The organism is Pseudomonas sp. TE3552 (genome assembly GCF_056278945.1).
The window spans coordinates 3,832,423-3,850,855 of record NZ_JBWBQJ010000001.1 but is presented as its reverse complement, the minus strand read 5'-3'; the positions used below and the strand labels follow the sequence as shown (position 1 = coordinate 3,850,855).

The 18,433-nt window shown below is 58.9% G+C and carries 19 protein-coding genes; 7 read left to right on the top strand and 12 right to left on the bottom strand.

All coding sequences use genetic code 11. From position 1 onward, the window contains the following. Window positions 1–67: 67 nt before the first annotated feature. Complete coding sequence (locus ACZ9BB_RS17280) at window positions 68–502, top strand: multidrug/biocide efflux PACE transporter (protein ID WP_476214779.1); 435 nt, start codon at window positions 68–70, stop codon at window positions 500–502. A 180-nt stretch (window positions 503–682) separates the two neighbouring features. On the opposite strand, the gene ACZ9BB_RS17275 is transcribed toward ACZ9BB_RS17280, so the two are convergent. Continuing rightward, on the bottom strand, window positions 683–2,299 hold the full coding sequence (locus ACZ9BB_RS17275; RefSeq protein ID WP_476214778.1) for an inorganic phosphate transporter: 1,617 nt from the start codon (window positions 2,297–2,299) through the stop codon (window positions 683–685). A 279-nt stretch (window positions 2,300–2,578) separates the two neighbouring features. Further along, a complete protein-coding gene (locus ACZ9BB_RS17270) occupies window positions 2,579–3,601 on the bottom strand; it encodes a transporter (protein ID WP_476214777.1) in 1,023 nt (340 codons plus the stop codon). Between the two features lie 274 nt (window positions 3,602–3,875). Here ACZ9BB_RS17270 and ACZ9BB_RS17265 point away from each other — a divergent pair, with 274 nt between their 5' ends. Next, the gene (locus tag ACZ9BB_RS17265; protein ID WP_476214776.1) at window positions 3,876–5,501 is read left to right on the top strand and encodes a methyl-accepting chemotaxis protein; all 1,626 of its coding nucleotides are present in this window, start codon (window positions 3,876–3,878) and stop codon (window positions 5,499–5,501) included. A 111-nt stretch (window positions 5,502–5,612) separates the two neighbouring features. Next, complete coding sequence (locus tag ACZ9BB_RS17260) at window positions 5,613–6,047, top strand: hypothetical protein (RefSeq protein WP_476214775.1); 435 nt, start codon at window positions 5,613–5,615, stop codon at window positions 6,045–6,047. Here the strand turns inward: ACZ9BB_RS17260 and ACZ9BB_RS17255 are convergent. From ACZ9BB_RS17255 to ACZ9BB_RS17245, 3 genes are all read right to left on the bottom strand, one after another. Continuing rightward, window positions 6,044–7,222, bottom strand: a complete 1,179-nt coding sequence (locus ACZ9BB_RS17255) for a GAF domain-containing sensor histidine kinase (protein WP_476214774.1) — start codon at window positions 7,220–7,222, stop codon at window positions 6,044–6,046. The two genes, ACZ9BB_RS17260 and ACZ9BB_RS17255, sit on opposite strands and share 4 nt — an antisense overlap. Window positions 7,223–7,380: 158 nt before the next feature. Then, on the bottom strand, window positions 7,381–7,686 hold the full coding sequence (locus ACZ9BB_RS17250; RefSeq protein WP_476214773.1) for a PepSY domain-containing protein: 306 nt from the start codon (window positions 7,684–7,686) through the stop codon (window positions 7,381–7,383). Window positions 7,687–7,876: 190 nt separating this feature from the next. Then, entirely contained in the window at window positions 7,877–9,004 is a 1,128-nt protein-coding gene (locus ACZ9BB_RS17245) for a glycerophosphodiester phosphodiesterase (protein ID WP_476214772.1), read from the bottom strand. A 234-nt stretch (window positions 9,005–9,238) separates the two neighbouring features. On the opposite strand from ACZ9BB_RS17245, the gene ACZ9BB_RS17240 reads away from it, so the two are divergent. Next, entirely contained in the window at window positions 9,239–9,565 is a 327-nt protein-coding gene (locus tag ACZ9BB_RS17240) for a DUF2025 family protein (protein WP_476214771.1), read from the top strand. 112 nt (window positions 9,566–9,677) lie between these two features. On the opposite strand, the gene ACZ9BB_RS17235 is transcribed toward ACZ9BB_RS17240, so the two are convergent. Together ACZ9BB_RS17235 and ACZ9BB_RS17230 are read right to left on the bottom strand one after the other, a co-directional pair. After that, complete coding sequence (locus ACZ9BB_RS17235) at window positions 9,678–10,001, bottom strand: antibiotic biosynthesis monooxygenase family protein (RefSeq protein ID WP_476214770.1); 324 nt, start codon at window positions 9,999–10,001, stop codon at window positions 9,678–9,680. After that, on the bottom strand, window positions 9,998–10,705 hold the full coding sequence (locus tag ACZ9BB_RS17230; protein ID WP_476214769.1) for a CTP synthase C-terminal region-related (seleno)protein: 708 nt from the start codon (window positions 10,703–10,705) through the stop codon (window positions 9,998–10,000). The genes ACZ9BB_RS17235 and ACZ9BB_RS17230 overlap by 4 nt, the downstream gene beginning before the upstream one ends. Window positions 10,706–10,720: 15 nt before the next feature. Between ACZ9BB_RS17230 and ACZ9BB_RS17225 the strand changes: the two genes are divergently transcribed. Continuing rightward, window positions 10,721–11,662, top strand: coding sequence for a LysR family transcriptional regulator (locus ACZ9BB_RS17225; RefSeq protein WP_476214768.1), 942 nt, complete (start codon window positions 10,721–10,723; stop codon window positions 11,660–11,662). A gap of 6 nt (window positions 11,663–11,668) precedes the next feature. Here the strand turns inward: ACZ9BB_RS17225 and ACZ9BB_RS17220 are convergent, their stop codons facing one another. Beyond that, entirely contained in the window at window positions 11,669–12,214 is a 546-nt protein-coding gene (locus ACZ9BB_RS17220) for a DUF1003 domain-containing protein (protein ID WP_476214767.1), read from the bottom strand. A 121-nt stretch (window positions 12,215–12,335) separates the two neighbouring features. After that, complete coding sequence (locus ACZ9BB_RS17215; RefSeq protein ID WP_476214766.1) at window positions 12,336–12,962, bottom strand: TetR/AcrR family transcriptional regulator; 627 nt, start codon at window positions 12,960–12,962, stop codon at window positions 12,336–12,338. A 219-nt stretch (window positions 12,963–13,181) separates the two neighbouring features. Here ACZ9BB_RS17215 and ACZ9BB_RS17210 point away from each other — a divergent pair, with 219 nt between their 5' ends. Continuing rightward, window positions 13,182–14,243: an MBL fold metallo-hydrolase gene (locus tag ACZ9BB_RS17210; protein WP_476214765.1), complete on the top strand. Its 1,062-nt coding sequence runs from the start codon at window positions 13,182–13,184 to the stop codon at window positions 14,241–14,243. A 58-nt stretch (window positions 14,244–14,301) separates the two neighbouring features. Here the strand turns inward: ACZ9BB_RS17210 and ACZ9BB_RS17205 are convergent, their stop codons facing one another. Both ACZ9BB_RS17205 and ACZ9BB_RS17200 read right to left on the bottom strand, forming a co-directional pair. Continuing rightward, on the bottom strand, window positions 14,302–14,562 hold the full coding sequence (locus ACZ9BB_RS17205; protein ID WP_476214764.1) for an XRE family transcriptional regulator: 261 nt from the start codon (window positions 14,560–14,562) through the stop codon (window positions 14,302–14,304). 11 nt (window positions 14,563–14,573) lie between these two features. Then, entirely contained in the window at window positions 14,574–14,891 is a 318-nt protein-coding gene (locus ACZ9BB_RS17200; protein ID WP_476214763.1) for a helix-turn-helix domain-containing protein, read from the bottom strand. A 282-nt stretch (window positions 14,892–15,173) separates the two neighbouring features. Between ACZ9BB_RS17200 and bglX the strand changes: the two genes are divergently transcribed. Then, window positions 15,174–17,477, top strand: coding sequence for a beta-glucosidase BglX (gene bglX, locus ACZ9BB_RS17195; protein ID WP_476218342.1), 2,304 nt, complete (start codon window positions 15,174–15,176; stop codon window positions 17,475–17,477). A gap of 135 nt (window positions 17,478–17,612) precedes the next feature. On the opposite strand, the gene ACZ9BB_RS17190 is transcribed toward bglX, so the two are convergent. After that, window positions 17,613–18,380, bottom strand: a complete 768-nt coding sequence (locus ACZ9BB_RS17190; RefSeq protein WP_476214762.1) for an AraC family transcriptional regulator — start codon at window positions 18,378–18,380, stop codon at window positions 17,613–17,615. Between the last annotated feature and the right edge of the window lie 53 nt (window positions 18,381–18,433).

Here is an 18,433-nt window from a genome sequence, read left to right as displayed (position 1 = left end):
TTATTGGTTATGAAGTATCGGTGCGGTCGCGGATCATGGCAACCACAGTCACTCAGGGAGTCAGGCCATGAACGCCAACAAATCCATCACTGAACGAATTTTCCAGGCCATCGGTTTCGAACTGCTGGCGATAATGATCTGTACCCCGTTGCTGGCCTGGATCATGGATAAACCGATGCTGGAGATGGGCATGGTGACCATGGCCATTGCAGCCTTGGCCCTGGCCTGGAACGTGGTCTTCAACGGCCTGTTCGACCGTTTGCTCAAGCGCTTTGCCATTGTGCGTACCGCTTGGGTTCGCGTGGTGCATGCGCTGCTGTTCGAAGGCGGACTGGTCGCGTTTGGCGTGCCGTTGATTGCCTGGTGGTTGAAGGTCAGCTTGTGGCAAGCGTTCCTGCTGGACATCGGGGTATTGCTGTTTTTCCTGCCGTACACCTACGTGTACCACTGGGGTTACGACGTGGTGCGTGAGCGGTGGGTGATGGCTCGTGCAGTCCGCTAATGAGAGGGCTCCTTTGTGGCGAGGGAGCTTGCTCCCGTTCGGCTGCGTAGCAGTCGTCATCCGGTCACCGCGTTTTATCTGAAGCATTGCGATGGCAGGTTTTCGGGTCGCTTCGCAACCCAGCGGGAGCAAGCTCCCTCGCCACAGGGAATCTTTACTACCCACAGTCCGGTGTGCCGACTAGAACAGCTTGGTGAACAACCAGTACAAACTGCCCGACAACACAATGGCCGCCGGCAAGGTCAGCACCCAGGCCATCAGCAGGTTGCGGATGGTCTTCATCTGCAAGCCGCCGCCGTTGGCGATCATGGTTCCGGCCACGCCTGAAGACAACACGTGGGTGGTCGACACCGGCAGGCCGAACATGTCGGCGGCGCCGATGGTCAGCATCGCCACGGTTTCCGCCGAGGCACCCTGGGCGTAGGTCATGTGCGTCTTGCCGATTTTCTCGCCGACCGTCACCACGATGCGTTTCCAGCCAACCATGGTGCCCAGCCCCAGGGCGATGGCCACCGCGATCTTCACCCACAGCGGAATGAACCGTGTGGCGTTGTCGATCTGCTGTTTGAACAATTGCAGCTTGCCGGTGGTGTCGGCGTCGAAGTTGCCAACCTTGTTCTTGTCCATCAGGCGAATGGTTTCGCTGGTCAGGTACATGTCATTACGCACGTTGCCCATCGCTTCGGCCGGGACTTTCGACAGCGAGCCATAACCCTTCACTTCGTTACCGATATGGCCCGCCAGTGCGGCGAGGGCAGGAATCAGTTGCGGGGTGGCTTCCTTGTTGCGCATGTAATCGGTCAGTACCGGGCGTGGATCGGCAGGCGCCGGCAGGCTGGTATTTTTCATCAGGGCTTGCTGGGTGACTTCGGCCACCGCGGCGAATTGCAGAGACTGATCCGCCGGCATGGTGCGGTTCAGCGCATACGCCATTGGCAGGGTACCCACCAGAATCAGCATGATCAGGCCCATGCCTTTCTGGCCGTCGTTGGAACCGTGGGCGAACGACACGCCGGTGCAGGTCAGAATCAACATGCCGCGAATCCACCACGGTGGCGGCGCATCGCCCTTCGGCGCCTTGTACAACGCACGATTTTTGACGAAAGCGCGCAACGCCAGCAGTAACAGCGCGGCAAAGGCGAAGCCGATCAGCGGCGACAGCAGCAACGCGTAGCCAACCTTGGTCGCCTGGGCCCAATCCACCCCGCTGGTGCCGTCGCGGCCGTGCATCAGGGCATTGGCCACGCCGACGCCGATGATCGAGCCGATCAGGGTGTGCGACGAAGACGCCGGCAAGCCCAGCCACCAGGTCCCGAGGTTCCACAGGATCGCGGCGATCAACAGCGCGAAGATCATCGCGAAACCGGCGGAGGAACCGACTTGCAGTATCAGCTCCACTGGCAACAGGGCGATGATGCCGAACGCCACCGCGCCGCTCGAAAGCAACACGCCGAGGAAGTTGAAGAAGCCCGACCAGACCACCGCGAAATGTGGTGGCAAGGAGTGAGTGTAAATCACCGTCGCCACGGCGTTGGCGGTGTCGTGGAAACCGTTGACGAACTCAAAGCCCAAGGCAATCAGCAGCGCAACGCCCAGCAGCAGAAATGGCGTCCAGGTGGTGACCACCGTGCCGAGTTCGCTCATGTCGTGCATCAGGCTGTAGGCGGTGAACAACAGCCCGCTGCCCAGCACCGCAAAGAACACCACAATGGTTAGCAGGCCGGGTTTTTTATCGAGCTTGGGCGTGGCGCTGCTGGCGGAAGCCAGGGTAGCGGCAGTAAAGGAAGGCGTAGCCATGCCGGACAATCCTGAGCAGAGAAGGAGTATCGGTCATGATCGTTGCTAAATATTACAGAGAGGCTGCGCTGGGTCAGTGTTTGGGTTTTTTTGCGGAGCTGGATGCTTAGGCTGGCAAACATCTGTGGCGAGGGAGCTTGCTCCCGTTCGGCTGCGAAGCAGTCGTCAAGTAGGAAACCGTGTTCTGTCTGGAGAAAACGGTTTGCAGAATTTGGGGTCGCTTCGCAACCCAACGGGGGCAAGCCCCCTCGCCACAATGTATCGGTGGGGCCGAAGGATTCAATAATCCTGCCGCTTGCGAAACGCCCAGCGCCCGGCAATCAGGGTAAACGTCGCGACCAGTGCCACCAGAATCCAGAACCCCTCCGGATCACCGGCAAGCGGCACCCCGCCGACGTTCATGCCAAAGAAACCGGCAATGATGTTGATCGGCAGCGCCAGCACCGTGACCACGGTCAGGGTGAACAGCGTGCGGTTGCTCTGTTCGTTGAGGTTGGCGGCGATCTCTTCCTGCAACAGCTTGATCCGTTCACCGAGAGCGGTGAGGTCGTTGATGATCAGCGCGAACTCCTCGGTGGACTTGCGCAGCTCCTTGACGTCCTCCTTCTGCAACCATTGCGGCGGGCGATTGAGCAGGCGTAGCAATGAGCCCGGCTCCAGCGCCAGCAAGCGTTGCAGGCGCACCAGCACCCGGCGGTTGGCGCCCAGTTCGGCGCGGTTGGTGGACAGGCGCGAAGACAGCAATTCATCTTCGATCTGATCGACACTGAGGCTGGTCTTGCGCACGATCTGCGTCAGCACTTCGCCCTGATCGCGCAGCAAATGCACCAGCAGTTCCAGCGGCGAACGAAAGCATTCACCGGCCTTCACCGAAGAGCGCAGCTTGTCCACCGAGTGCAGCGGTTGCAGCCGCGCGCTGACGATCAGCCGGCTGCGGGCGCAGACCCACAGTGTCGAGACGTCCGAGGAGACCATGCTGCTGAGGTTGAACACCACATCGTTGACCACCGCCAGCAACGCCGAATCGACATGCTCGATGCGTGTCGAGCGGGAACCTTCATGCAAGGCTTCAAAAAACTCGTCGGGCAATTGCAGATGGCTTTTCATCCAGCGTTCGCACGCGGCGTGGGCCAGGTTCAGGTGCAGCCAGAGGAATTCGTCGTTATCGTCCGGGTGTTGCAGGCAATGCAGCGCCTTGGCCGAATCGATCTCTCGGCCACGCTCGCCGGGGCGAAAACTGAAACCGTAAAGCAGCCCGAACAGGTCGGAATCGCGATGGCGTTGGTCGATGCTGTGGTTCATTAAGTCTCGCTGGAGAAGGCGCCTGTCGCGGGTTTCACAGGTTCACTTGTGCCACATCATTGCAAGCACTCATGACGGTTTTGTGACGGCGAGGTGTACGCAAACGATTGCGATACCGATGGTCGGATTCTCCTCAAGAACCGCTCTGGCACGCCGATCACCCTTGGGTTAAGTTTGCGCGCCTTCGGCCAAGGGCCAATGTGGGAGACAGGGATGTCCGGATACTTTTCACGCCTTCATCCGCGTGCCTCATTCCTGTTTTGAGTACTTCCCGATGTCTTTACAAAAGTCCCTTCGAGCACAAATTCTCGCCCTGTTGAGCGGCAGCCTGTTGGCGATGTTGCTGATCGCTTTGGCCAGCTTTCACTTTCTGTCCAACGGTGTTCAGAGCTACGCGAATCTGATTGAAGGCCCGTTGCGCACCTCGCAATTGATCGATGAAGCCAACCTGCAATTCAAGGTGCAGGTTCAGGAGTGGAAAAACGTCCTGCTGCGCGGCAAGCAGCCAGCGGACCTGGACAAATACTGGAAGCAGTTCGAGGAAGGTCAGCGCAACGTGCAGGGCATCCTGGGCGAGCTGGCCGGGCAGAAGGGCATTGAGCCGCAACTCAAGACTCGCATCGAACGCCTGCGTGAAGAGCATCGTGTATTGGGTGCAGCCTATCAGAAGGGCCGTGATGCCTATGTGGCGGCCGGTGCCGACCCAACGGCCGGCGACAACGCGGTCAAGGGCATGGACCGTGCCGCCAGCGAGCAGATGAGCGAACTGGTCAGCGAGCTGCGCAAACAGGGCACCGAGCAATCGAAGTTGATCAGCGCCAGCGCCGATCAGACGGTGTTGCTGGGGATCATCGTGATGCTGGTATCGGGTCTGTTGATTGGCCTGTTGAGCCTGTGGCTGGTCAACCGCAATCTGGTAGAGCCGATCCGCAAACTGATCGACTACGTGGCACAACTGAGCCAGGGCCGTTTCGCCGAACGCGTGGCCAGCACCCGTCAGGACGAACTGGGCAACTTGGCCACGGCCGCCAACACCTTGCGCGATTTCCTTGCTGAAACCTTCAACCGTTTGCAGCGCAGTGCGACGGACCTGGACAGCGCCAGTGGCGAGCTGAACTCAATTGCCGGTCTTATGGCCAGCGGCACCAACGAACAGTTCAACCGCACCGATCAGGTGGCCACGGCGATGAACGAAATGTCCGCCACCGCCCAAGAAGTCGCGCGTCATGCAGCGGATGCGGCACGTGCGGCCGACGATGCCGACCAGTCTGCCCAGCAGGGCGAAAAAGTCATGCAGGGCACCATTCACACCATCACCCAAATGCGCGGCGAGATCGCCAACACCGCCACGGTCATCCGTCGTCTGGAAGCCGACAGCGGGCGCATCGGCAAAGTGCTGGAAGTGATTCGCGGCATCGCCGAGCAGACCAACCTGCTGGCGCTCAACGCAGCGATCGAAGCGGCCCGTGCCGGTGAAGCCGGGCGCGGTTTTGCGGTGGTCGCCGATGAAGTGCGCAGCCTGGCCCAGCGCACGGCAGCCTCGATCATCGAGATCAACCAGATCATTCAAACCGTGCAAACCGGTGCGGTGGACGCGGCCCAAGCCATCGAAAGCGGCCAGTCACGCAGCGAAGAAAGCGTCGAGCAAGTGACCCAGGCCGGCGCCATGCTCGAGCGCATCACCCATGCCGTGGAAGCCATTCGCGACATGAACCGCCAGATCGCCACTGCCGCCGAAGAGCAGACCTCGGTGGCCGAAGACATCTCGCGCAACCTCACCGAAATCACCAGCATCGCCAGTACCAACCTGGATAACGTGCAGCGCACTGAAGCGGCCAGCCACAATCTGCATGGGTTGTCGGGGCAGTTGAATGAAGTGACGGCGCGATTGAGCGCCTAGTGACATTGGCTGTGTACCGATTCGGTTACCGACTCGGTACACAGTCGCTCTCAAGTTCGCGCCGCGCCCGTCGATGACGGATTTACCCAAACGCCACACTGGATAAATCCCATGGTCAGCATCAGCTCCGTTTCGATCAACCAGACCCTGTCGACCTCTTCAAGCAAAGTCGCGATCAACGACAGCACCGACGACACCTCAGTCGCGACAACGACTGAGGCGTCCGGCGACACCACTAAGGTTTCCGCTGGCGGTGCACCGGCGGCGTCGAGCGACAGCAGTTCCAGCAGCACCGAATCCGATACGGTGAAAGAACTGCGCAAGCAGATCGCCGAGCTGCAAAAGCAATTGCAGGAACAACAGCAGCAACTGCAAGCGGCCCAGGCCAGGCAGGAAAGCCAAGCCAAGGCAGCGGAAGTCGCGGCGGCTCAGTCGCAGGTTGCGGCCACTTCAGCTTCGTTGCAGACAGCGACGGCGGCGTTGTTGCAGGCGTTGCAGGATGAAGGTGGCAGTACTTCGGGATCGTTGGTCAGCACATCCGCTTAAGCCCGTGGGGGCAAGCTGAAAGTAAACGTCGTGCCCTGTTGCTCGGTCGATACAACCTCCAGTTTCCCCCCATGAGACTGCGCAATCTCGCTGGCAATGTACAACCCCAATCCGAGGCCGGCCTGCGGCGTTCTGCCGGCTGGTTTCGAGTAGGGCTGGAACAGGTGCGGCAGTGCATTCTCGGCAATCAGTCCCTGGTTTTTTACACTCAACACGAACCGTCCTTCCTCGATCCGGGCACTGACTTCGACCGGGTTGTCGGGGTCTCCGTGGGCAACCGCGTTTGCCACCAGATTGGACAGCAACTGCGCGACCCGTTCGCGATCGCAACGAATGTTGCTCAGCTCGCCAATCGACGACTGAATGATGCGTTTAGGGTGGATGCTCTGGATCTCGGACACCACATGCCGCAATGCATCCGCCAGATCCGGGCACGGCTCGATGTTCACCGGGATGCCCCGGCCCAGTGAACCCCGCGCGAAGTCCAGCACGTCGTCGACCAGTTTGCTCGCCCGTTGGGCGCTGGTGAGGATATGCCGGGCCCGTTGTTTATTCGCCGGGTCGCCGAGTTTGCGCAGGAGCATTTCGGCACCGGCGCTGATGGCAAACAATGGGTTGCGCAAGTCGTGGCCGAGCACGGCAATAAATTGTTCGCGCAGTTCGGCGGTTTGGCGTTCCTTGATCAGCGCCGTTTCGGTCCGTTGCAGGTCTTCTTCGGCCTCGATCTGCAGCGCGAGCATCCGGGCGAACGACTCCATGGTGCTCAGGATCGTGCTGGACTTGAGCGGCGCAGGGTTGGGGTCAAGGGCGCAGATGGTGCCGAAAAAACCTCCGTCAGTGCGCAAGATCGGCACGGCAATGTAGCTTTCGAATTGATGGTTGCGGGGTGTGAGGTGGTCGCGGTAGAGCGGGTCTTCACTGGCTTTGTCGATGATCATCGAGCGGTGGCATTGGCGCACTTCGTTGCACAAGGTGGACACCAGGTCCAGTTTGTCGCCCACCTTCAAACCTAAATCCAGTCGATCAAGCACCGCGCAGGCGGTCCAGGAATCGTCAGTGACGCGGGCCACTGCCGCGAACCGCAAACCAGTCAACTCGCTGATCACCTGAAGAATCGCCGGCACCGCACTGATCCGGCTGATTGTGGTGATGTCTGCTGCCGCTGTTTGCCCCATATCCGTGGTTCTCTACTTCAACATGCCGAATGGTTTTGAGGGATTCTAGCGGGCTTGCGCAAGATGGCGAGACTTCGTTCGTCACTTCGTCGACTGGCCTGACGCCGAATGCAAAAAAGCCGCACGATCGGAAAATCGTGCGGCTTTTTGCAGTTCAGTCACTTGTCTTGTTTGTTGCTCAGGACCTTGCCGGTGGCGGCATCGAAATCCACGTCCCACTCGGTGCCGTCAGCCAAACGCAGCTCGACTTCATATTCGTAACCATTGAAGTGGTTATCCAGGTCGGTGTCGCTAATCGTGGCACCGGGGTGCAACTTCAGGGCTGCCTGGTTCAGTTCTTCCAGTGGTTTGATCTTGCCACTTTTGACCAACTCAGGAATCTGGTCGACACGAACGTCAGCCTGGGCCAGGCCAGCGGTGAGGGTCAGGGCAGCAGCGGTGAACAGGGCAGTTAAGGTTTTCATCAAGTTCTTTCCTTGGATGAGCTGTTTAATTGGAGTCAGGTTAAACAGCGCAACTTAATTCATCCTTAATTGCCCGTGGGGTCAGTTAAAAGCTTCGCGGGCAAGCCTCGCTCCTACAGGTATTGCGCAGACCTTGTGGGAGCGTGGCTTGCCCGCGATGGGGACGACGCGGTGCAGTGCCTGGCGCCGATCAATACCCGTTGTTCTGCAACAACTGCGCAACACTCGCCGCCGCCGGGCGCTTATAGAACTTCAGCAGTTCGCTGGCGCGGTTGGTGAAGATGCCGTCGACGCCGGCATCCGCCACTTTCTGATAATCCACGGCATCGTCGATGGTATAGACGTGCACCAGCAGGCCCTGATCGTGGGTGTACTGGTTCATCCACGGTTTCACCAGGTCTGAATAGCTTTGGTCGCCGCCCTTGGTCAGCGCAGCCGAAGGACCGGTCCCGATTGCGCCCTGAGCCTTGGCGTACTCGACCCATTGCTGGAACTCGGCTTTGTCTTTCGGTTCCTGCTTGGCGTAGTACGTCGCTTTGTCCTTGTCACCGGACTCGGCGAACGTCACTTTGGATTTCGGCTCGATGCTGCCTTCGCCTACCCACAGCAGCAGGATTTTCGGCACCTTCGGCATTTCCTTTTCCAGCAGTTCAAGGCTGCTCTTCTCGAAGGTTTGCAGCACTACCTTGCCTTTGCCCTGGCCGACCGCCAGATCGCTTTTCGCCAGTTTCGAACCGGCCGGGCTCAGCCAGCCGCGATCCTGGAGTTTCTCCTTGAGGTCGCGCTCGATGCCGGGAAACTGCTTGGGCTCTTTGGTTTCGATGTACAGGCCGGGCTTGTGCAGCGGATTGCCTTGGGCGATGTCGATGATTTCGTCCAGGGTCAGGATCTTCAGGCCCGCGTAGCCCGGACGCGCGCGATCGGGGTAAGCGGTATTGAACCAGCTGCCGGCATCCAGGGTTTTGAGTTCGGCGATGGTGAATTCGTTGGCCGCGCTGTCCTTGCGCTCAGGGAACTTGGTGGCGACGTCGGTGGTGCGTTGCAGGTTGTTGTCGTGCAGGGCGAACAGCACGCCATCCTTGCTGCGTTGCAGGTCCAGTTCCAGGTAATCGGCACCCAGGTCGCGAGCCAGTTTGTAGGCCGCGGCGGTGGATTCCGGCGCATCGAAGGACGCGCCACGGTGGGCGATCACCGCCGGGTGCGGAATGCCCAGACGAGTCGCCAGTGCGGTGGGGCTTGGCTCGCTGGCGGCCTGTGCCTGGCCGAGGCCGAGCATCAGGCTCAGCAGCAGGGCGCTTTTGGTGAAGGTGACAGGCATGGTCGAAGTCCTTTTGCGATGGGTTTTCAAAGACGTATCTTTTAACAACTGAACGTCGCTTGCGCTATCGTCAGACCGACATAAACGTGTTTAAAAGGATTTTTTTCAGCGCTTATGTGCGGTTCTTTGCAGTACCCTTGGCCCCGGCGTTTCCCCGGCAGAGGGAAACCCGTTCGCTTGCCCTGCGTGTAAACCATCGATCACCGGTCCTTGCGACCTATTGTGAGGTTTACCATGCGCATCACTTCCCAGCTCATCTGCCAGGCCGCCGACCAACTCAAAGGCTTTGTCGGCCTCAATCGCAAGACCGGCCATTACATCGTGCGCTTCAGCGAAGACTCCTTTGGCATGGACGTGGCCGACGACGGCATCATCCCCACCAGTGAATTCGTCTGGGCCCCCGGCCCCGAGCAGGCCATGACGCTCAAGCGTGAACTGATCCAGTTGCTGCTGGACCAGAACATCGACGACCGGATCAACATCACCGAGCCGCTGCGGGCGTATATGAACCGACGGGAAGTGCCGGAAATTTCGGCGCTGAGGAGCTTGGTTCAGAACTGAAGTTTGTGAGTGGCCGTCAGGGCCTCTTCGCGGGCACGCCTCGCTCCAGGTTGCGTTGCCCTCTCTGAGCGAGGCTTGCCCGCGAAGGCAGTTCTAAAAACGCCGCCGAAAATCACTGCTCAAACCGATAATCCCGCTCAACCTTGCACACCCGCGTATGACACGTCGAATACCAGGTCGACCGTCCGCGCTCACGAATCGCGCTGTGTTCGGGATGGTGTTTCCAGGCCAGGATCGCCGCTTCGCTGGCCCAGTAGGACACCGTAATCCCGAGCCCGTCCGCGCCACGGGCCGATTCCACGCCAAGAAAGCCAGGTTGCTCACGGGCCAATTGCACCATGCGTTCGGCGGCCTGTTCGTAACCGTGATCGCCCTCGGTGCGCAGCGAGGTAAAAATCACCGCGTAGTAAGGCGTTGCAGGTGTCTGGGCGGTCATGATGGGTGCCTCGCACACGCTTCGATCAACGCGCGGACCAACGGCGGCAGTATGCCCTTGAGCGCGGCGCGCTCGGGCTGGAACAGCGTCGCGACAAAGAACGGATGCCCGCGTAATTCCACCGCCCGCAAGTCCCCCGTCGAGTCGTGTCCAACGGCGCACAGCTGTTGGCTCAATAACTCACGTTCGAACTCGGAATTCACACCATAACGGCAGTGATATCCCTCACGAATCTCAGCGTTTTCGTACGCCTTGGCGATCAACGAGCCTTCAACCAAATGAATACTGTCTACGGTTTCCACCAGCGAACAGGTTAGCGGCGTGAGTAACGCCCGCGTCGCGTCGGGCGATGTCTCGCCGTGTTCGGCATCGGCCCAGCCTAAGACGTTGCGGGCGTATTCGAGTACCGCATGCTGAAAACCGCCGCAAGTGCCAAGGAACGGTCGCTGCTGTTCACGCGCAAAACGAATTGCCCGTAACGCGCCGTCCATGTCGCGGTAGGGGCTGGCCGGCACGCACCAGAAACCATCGAAGTCATCCAGTGGCGTATCGGTGTTGATGCTGTCGGTGGCCAGCCATTGGAATTGCAGGTCTGTGCTTGAGTGTTCGGCGGCCATACCGAGAGCGACGGGAATGGCTTGGTGGGCGGTGACCTGGGGGGCGTAATCGCCGATCAAGGCGATGCGGATGGCGCTGGTTTCCATGAGTGATCTCGACGCTTGTTGATTCCGGGTCCCCACTATAGATTGGCGTTCACGCAATCAATATTGGCGTTATCCCAAGTGATCAATGCATCGATGCACTATCGACTGGAATACCCCGACCTGTCCCTGATCCTCGCGCTGGTGCGCGGCGGCTCTCTGGCTCGGGCATCGACGTTGTTGAAGGTCGACGTCTCGACAGTGTTTCGCGCCGTCCGCCGACTGGAAGCCGCCCTGGGCCAGCAACTGTTCGAAAAGAGTCGCGCCGGATACCTGCCGACCACGCTGGCGCAGACCCTGGCCGAACAGGCTGAACGCGCCGAACAAGCATTGGAGGCGGCGCGCATAGGCGTGGAGCAGGGCGGTGAAGTCATCAGCGGCACCGTACGCCTGACCTGCACCGATTCCGTCCTGCAAAGTCTGCTATTGCCGGCACTGGCGCGGTTTATGCCGGCCTATCCGGCGCTGACCATTGAACTGTGCACCTCCAACGACTTCGCCAACCTCAGCCGTCGCGATGCCGACATCGCCTTGCGGCTGACCCGTACACCGCCCGAGCATCTAGTTGGCCGGCGGCTGGCAGATATTTCCTACAGGGTCTGTGCCAGCGCGGCCTATCTGCAATCGGTCGATTCCGACGACCTGGCTTCATTGACCTGGATCGCCCCGGATGACTTCCTGCCTGATCACCCCACTGTCGCATGGCGGCGCCAGCAGTTACCTGGCGTGACACCCGCTTATCGCTGCAACAGCATGTTGTCGGTGACTGAGTTGGTGCGGGCCGGGCTGGGCGTTGCGGCGCTGCCGGACTTCCTGATCGGTGACGGACTGCAACCGTTGACCGAGCCCTTGCACGGTTACGACACCGCGCTGTGGTTGCTGACTCGGCCGGACTGCCGCGCCTTGCGCTCGGTGGTGACGTTGTTCGATGAGTTGGGGCGGGCGCTCAAACTTCCTTGAGTCGGATCAGGTCTTCGGCGGCTCCTTGCCTACGAAGTGCTGATGCATTTCCGACGTCAGGCTTTCGATGCGCTCGGTCAGGGTCTTGGTGATTTCGGTGAGCCGGGTGTTTTGCTCCAGCAGCTCCTTCAGTTGCGCGGTGTTTCGCGCGGCCTGCGCCTGACGTTCACTGTTGGCGACGGCCAAGGCTTCGCGATGTCGCGCATCGGCGTCTGACTGGGCTTTGTCCCGCGCCGCCTGGCGCGTCTGTGCCAGCAGAATCAGCGGCGCGGCATAAGCCGCTTGCAGGCTGAACGCCAGGTTGAGCAGGATGAACGGGTACACGTCGAACTGAGTCACGCCGGACAGGTTCAGGCAGATCCAGACCACCACAATCAGGGTCTGGGCGCCGAGAAAAGTCGGCGTGCCGAAGAACCGCGCAAACGCCTCGGCGCGCAGGGCAAAACGGTCAGTGCCAAAAGTAGGTGCCAGATGAGCGTGAGGGCGATGGAAGCGCAGGTGATCGACAGGGACGGTGGTTTCGGTTTCGATTTCGCTGGTCGGGGTACTCATGAGTGCTCTCTGCATGGCGCTGGGACTGAGGCTCACTATAACTCCAGCGCCAGTTTCATTCTGAAACACATTACGGTGTTCTATTCAGAGCTATCCGACCATTGGCAAACAGTACACATTGTCATTTTTCGCAGCCCGATTGGCACTCATAACACGCCAGGAACATATCCAGCGCCGACTCCGTCACGGTCTGTTGCATCTCGGGCGACAGGCCTGACTGACCCATGGAGATTTGTGGCCAGAACGCAAAAGCCTTGAGCAATCCCTGTACCTGTTGCGCGGCAAACTCGGGCGCGACCGGTTTCAATCGGCCATCGGCCTGGGCCGCGCGAATCCACACGGTCAGGCTTTCTTCACGCTCACCCATTCGGGCGACCATGTTTTGTGCGCGCTCGGGGGAATGGATGGTGGCGGCGATCGCCACCCGCGCCAGGTCGAGGAAATTGTCATCGGACATCATCTGCAGTTTCGCCTGCAATATCAGACGCAGCTGATCGCGCAGGGGCAGGTTTGGCTGGTAGGCCGTTTGCTGTTCGGCCATCACCCGTGCCCATAGCTGATTGAGGATTTCGGCAAACAACTCCTCTTTGCTCGGAAAGTGGTTGTACACCGTGCGCTTCGACACACCGGCGGTAGCGGCGATCTTGTCCATGCTGGTGATGTCGAAACCGTTGGCACGGAATTCGGCAATCGCCGCCTGGATGATGGCTTCGCGTTTACGGTCGGTGAGGCGCTGTGGAGCTGTCATAAATACGCTTCGGCAGGAGAAAAATGAAAATTACACTCGGCAGTTTACTTGTGATCGGCTTTGATGCAACCTAGAAACTACACTGTGCAGTGTAATGTTTTGTTAATCCTGCACTGTGAAAAATAGAATTTCCGGCTGATGCGTGCGTGCCTTGGCCATTTTTTCATAGTCCCAAGCGGAAAATCGTGAATCGTGCGGTTTTTCTGGAGTCATTCAGTCATGGCCACTTCAACTTCCCCCGCGAATAACGCTTCAACGCCTGAAGCGTCTCGGCAGGCTCAAGGGCAGTACCGAAATCATACGCCGGTGCAGCGTGAAGGTTTTCGTAAAACCCTGCGCATCATTTGGAACATGATCTTTCACAAGCCACGCGACACCCGGCCGTCCACCCCTGTCCCGGTGCAAACCCTGACCCAGGCGGCATTGATCGCGGCGCCCAACCACAGCGTCTATCGCCTCGGCCATTCCACCGTACTGCTGAAGCTGCGGGACAAATTCTGGATCACCGACCCGGTTTTCGCCGAACGTGCTTCACCGGTGCAATGGGCCGGCCCCAAGCGTTTCCACCAACCGCCGATCAGCCTCGAAGACCTGCCGCCGATTGAAGCGGTGATCCTGTCCCACGATCACTACGACCACCTGGATTATCAGGCGGTCCTCAAACTGGCGGACAAGACCCGCTACTTCCTCACACCGCTGGGCGTGGGTGACACGTTGATCAAGTGGGGCATGGATGCCAGCAAAGTGCGGCAGCTGGATTGGTGGCAGGGCACCGAGGTCGATGGCCTTCAATTCGTCGCCACACCTTCGCAGCACTTTTCCGGACGTGGCCTGTTCGACGGCAACAGCACCCTTTGGGCGTCGTGGGTGATGATCGACGGCGACACGCGAATCTTCTTCAGTGGTGACAGCGGCTACTTCGACGGTTTCAAACGCATCGGCGAACAGTACGGCCCGTTCGACCTGACACTCATGGAAACCGGTGCCTACAACGTCGAGTGGCCTCACGTTCACATGCAGCCCGAGCAAACCCTGCAAGCGCACATCGACCTGAAAGGGCGCTGGTTGCTGCCAATCCACAACGGCACCTTCGACCTGTCGATGCATGCCTGGTACGAACCCTTCGACCGTATCCTGGCATTGGCCTGGGAGCGGAACGTGTCGATCACCACACCGCAAATGGGTGAAGCGTTCAATGTGATGTATCCACAGAGTGGTCGCACCTGGTGGCTGGGGTTGGAAGAAGGTGTAAGCGATCCGATGGCACCTCAGAACGCTTGATCTTGATGTTGTGTTGCCGGGCCGCTTACCGTGGGAGCGGCCCGAGTGCTGAACCAATCTATCTGCGTTCATCCAGTAGCAGGTTTGTATATTCCGAGATCTTTGCCACGGTCAAATCGCGAAATTTTCCACTCAGTATTTCGTCCAGTTCTTCCTGAGACAGTCCGAGCCTTTGCGCAGCCTCAGTCTTACTCAGCCGACCGGTATCGAGGAGCAGACCAATTTTCATGACGTGTTCGGCTTTGGCCCGCATCTCACCAGCCTCGGGATAGCCCAGCGCTTCATAAACGCAGCTGTTGCTTCCATCGATTTCATTCATCTGCTGACACCTCACTCAACCATCGCATAATCCGCCCGCCCCACCGGATCCAGTGTCGACCCTTTCACATTCATTCCTCTCCCTGGCGCAAACCCCGGGAAGAACACCAAACCTTCCGATTCCAGCCGATAAGCCAGCGCCAGCCGGGTGACATCCAGCACATCGCGCTCCGCTTCGAAGCGCTGAATGGCGTCAACGGAAACCCCGGATTCCTCGGACAACTCTTCGACACTCCAGCCCAGCATCGCTCGGGCCTGGGCGCAGTGGGCGGGGGTGAACTGGAAGAGGGCGATACGTTCCAGGGTGATTTTCATCGCAAGAGAGGCCATGGTTTTCTCCGGGGCTCGAGAGTGGCTATTCGATAAAGTACTGTGTTTTTGTACAGTTATTTTGTCCCCGGATCAAACTCATTTTTTTGATCGATGGTGTTTTTTCGCTCAGGCAGGAGCGTGGGACCGACTACGCTCTTTCTATGCGGGATCGTGAAAGCCCGATCGGTTTTCAATACCCGTCAGCAGTAACGATTGAACGTCAGCCTTCTGATTTTCAATGCCAGGAAAGGTGGCGTTTCAAAAAGCAGTGCGCCACAGCGTTATGCGGGGAAGGGAATCATGAAAAGACTATGTCTGCTATGTGCCCTGATTGGTTTTACAAGTCTGCCCGTCGTGGCTGATATGGCTTCGTTGAGCAAAGAGGCCTTTGTCAGCAACCTGATAAATCAGATGACCCTGGAGGAAAAAATCGGCCAACTGCGGCTGATCGCTATTGATGAAAAGATGACGCCCGAAAAAATACGCGAAGAGATTAGCGCCGGGCGAATCGGTGGGACCTACGGCTCTGTGAGCCGCTACGTGAACCGACCCATGCAGGACGCGGCTCAACAAAGCCGCTTGAAAATACCGATGTTTTTCGGCTGGGACGTGATACACGGCCATCGAACCATTTTTCCCATTGGCCTGGCATTGGCTTCCAGCTGGGATATTGGCGCTATCGAGTTGAGCGGTCGAACAGCGGCGAAAGAAGCCAGTGCGGACGGTATCGATTTGACCTTCGCCCCGATGATAGATATCGCCCGGGATCCTCGCTGGGGGCGCACCTCCGAAGGCTTCGGCGAAGACACCTATCTGGTTTCGCGCATTGCCAAAGCGATGGTTCAGGCTTACCAGGGCGCAAGTCCGAATGCACCCGACAGCATCATGGCCAGCGCCAAACACTTTGCGTTGTATGGGGCTGTCGAAGGTGGACGCGACTACAACAGCGTCGACATGGGCCTGGCCAGGATGTACCAGGATTACCTGCCACCTTATCGTTCGGCGATTGAGGGTGGTGCGGGGGCGATGATGGTGGCGCTTAACTCGATAAATGGCGTGCCAGCCGCTTCCAACGCATGGTTGATGCAAGACCTGCTTCGCAAAGCATGGGGCTTCAAGGGACTGGTTATCAGCGACTATAACGGGATAAACGATCTGGTTCAGCATGGTGTCGCGAAGAATCCCCGCGACGCTGCCAGGCTCGCGATCAGGGCTGGCGTTGATATGAGCATGAACGACTTCTCCTATGGTCCGGAGCTATCGGGGCTGCTTGAGTCGGGCGCTATTTCCCAGAGCAATATTGATAACGCGGTGCGCGAAGTCCTGGGGGCCAAGTACGATATGGGGCTGTTCGAAGACCCGTACCGACGCATCGGCGTTGCCAGTGAAGACCCCGTTGATAACAATGCCGAAAACCGTCTGCACAGAGCGCAAGCCCGTGAGGTGGCACGCAAGACATTGGTACTGCTGAAGAATGAAAACGGGCTCTTGCCGCTAAAAAAAGAGGGCACGATCGCGCTCATCGGCCCATTGGCAAAAAGTACTGTCGACATCATGGGCAGTTGGTCCGCAAGCGGCGTGGCCGCGCAATCGGTGACGATCTACGACGGCCTGAAAAACGCGATGAACCAGGGCTCGCTGATCTATGCCCGAGGCGCCAATCTCGAGGAGGATCAGGAAGTTGTTAAATACCTGGAGTTTCAGGGAGTGTCCGAAATCGCGAACGACCCTCGTCCGGCAGCAGAAATGATTGACGAAGCGGTCAAGGCTGCACAGCAAGCCGATGTTGTGATTGCAGTGGTGGGCGAGCCCCGCAGTATGTCTCATGAAGCGGCCAGCCGAACCAGCCTCGATCTGCCGGGGCGCCAGAGTGAATTGATCACCGCCCTGAAAGCCACCGGAAAACCGCTGGTACTGGTCTTGATGAACGGCCGGCCACTGTCCATCGGCAAGGAGCAGAAACAGGCCGATGCGATTCTGGAAACCTGGTACAGCGGCTCTGAAGGAGGTAACGCCGTTGCCGATGTGTTGTTCGGTGACTACAACCCGTCCGGCAAGTTACCCATCACCTTTCCACGCTCCGTGGGGCAGATCCCGAATTACTACAGCCACTTGAACACCGGTCGTCCCTACATAGTGGGTGCGCTTCGCAACTACACCTCTCAATATTTCGATCAATCCTATGGTCCGCTTTATCCCTTCGGTTATGGGCTGAGTTATACCGATTTCAGCCTGACCGACATGGCCCTGTCTTCGACCACGCTGAACAAGACCGAAAACCTCGTCGCCAGTATCATCGTGAAAAATACCGGCCCTCGCGATGGCGAAACGGTGGTTCAGCTGTATATCCGCGATGTCGTTGCATCCGTCAGCCGTCCGGTCAAGGAACTGAAAAACTTTCAAAAAATCATGCTCAAGGCCGGAGAGGAGAAAGCGGTCCACTTCAGCATTGATGAGAACGACTTGAAGTTCTTCAACGCCCAACTGGAATACACCGCCGAGCCGGGCGAGTTCCGGGTGCAAATCGGTCTGGACTCCCAGGATGTGAAGGAGCAGAGCTTTGAGTTGTTGCCAGAACAAGCAGTGGCTAAGACCGATCAGTAAAGAAAATGAAGTGCCAAGCGCAGAACCTGTGGGAGCGTGGCTTGCCCGCGAAGAACGATGACGCGTAGTACCTGAAAAACCGCGGTGCATTCTTCGCGGGCAAGCCACGCTCCCACAGGTTCTGCGCTATGCGCGTCACTTCGCCCCCTCCAACCAGACAGACGGTGCCTGCCCCAGCACACGACGAAACATGGTCGAGAACGCCGCCGGGCTGTCATAGCCAAAATCCAGGGCAATCCGCGTCACCGGCGTGCCCACCGCCAGCCGCGCCAATGTCAGCACCACACAGGCCCGCTGCCGCCATTGGCTGAAACTCAGGCCGGTCTGTTGGCGGAACAACCGATTAAACGTACGCAGGCTGATATGCAACTGATCAGCCCAGTGCTGCGGCGATTGGTGAGCGTTCGGTTGCCGGAGAAACGCTTGACACAACCCGAGCAGCCGCACATCCACGGGCAACGGAATATGCAACGGCAGGTGAGCGCTGCGGGCCAGTTCGTGCAACAGCAAATCGATCAACACACCGTCACGCCCGGCCTCGTCGTACTCCAGCGCAACCTCCACCGCTTCCCTCAACAAATGCTGCATCAACGGCGAAACACTGATCACCTGGCAGCGATTGCCCAAATCAACCGCCCCCGGTTCGATGTACAAACTGCGGGTACTCACCCCCAGCATCAACACCTCATGCGCCACCCCCGGCGGAATCCACACCGCCCGCTGCGGCGGCACCACCCAATTGCCATCGAGCGTACTCACCTGCATCACCCCGGTGGCGCCATACAACAACTGCGCCCGCCGATGGGTATGGCGCGGCAACCGATGACCATCGGCGTAATCGGTACCGATGGCCACCACCGGCCGTGGCGTGTCGTCCAGCAGATCAATCGAAACATTGCGCATCGAAGCGGTATCCAGCGGTTGGCGTAAACGCAAACATTATTGGCTGGCTTGCT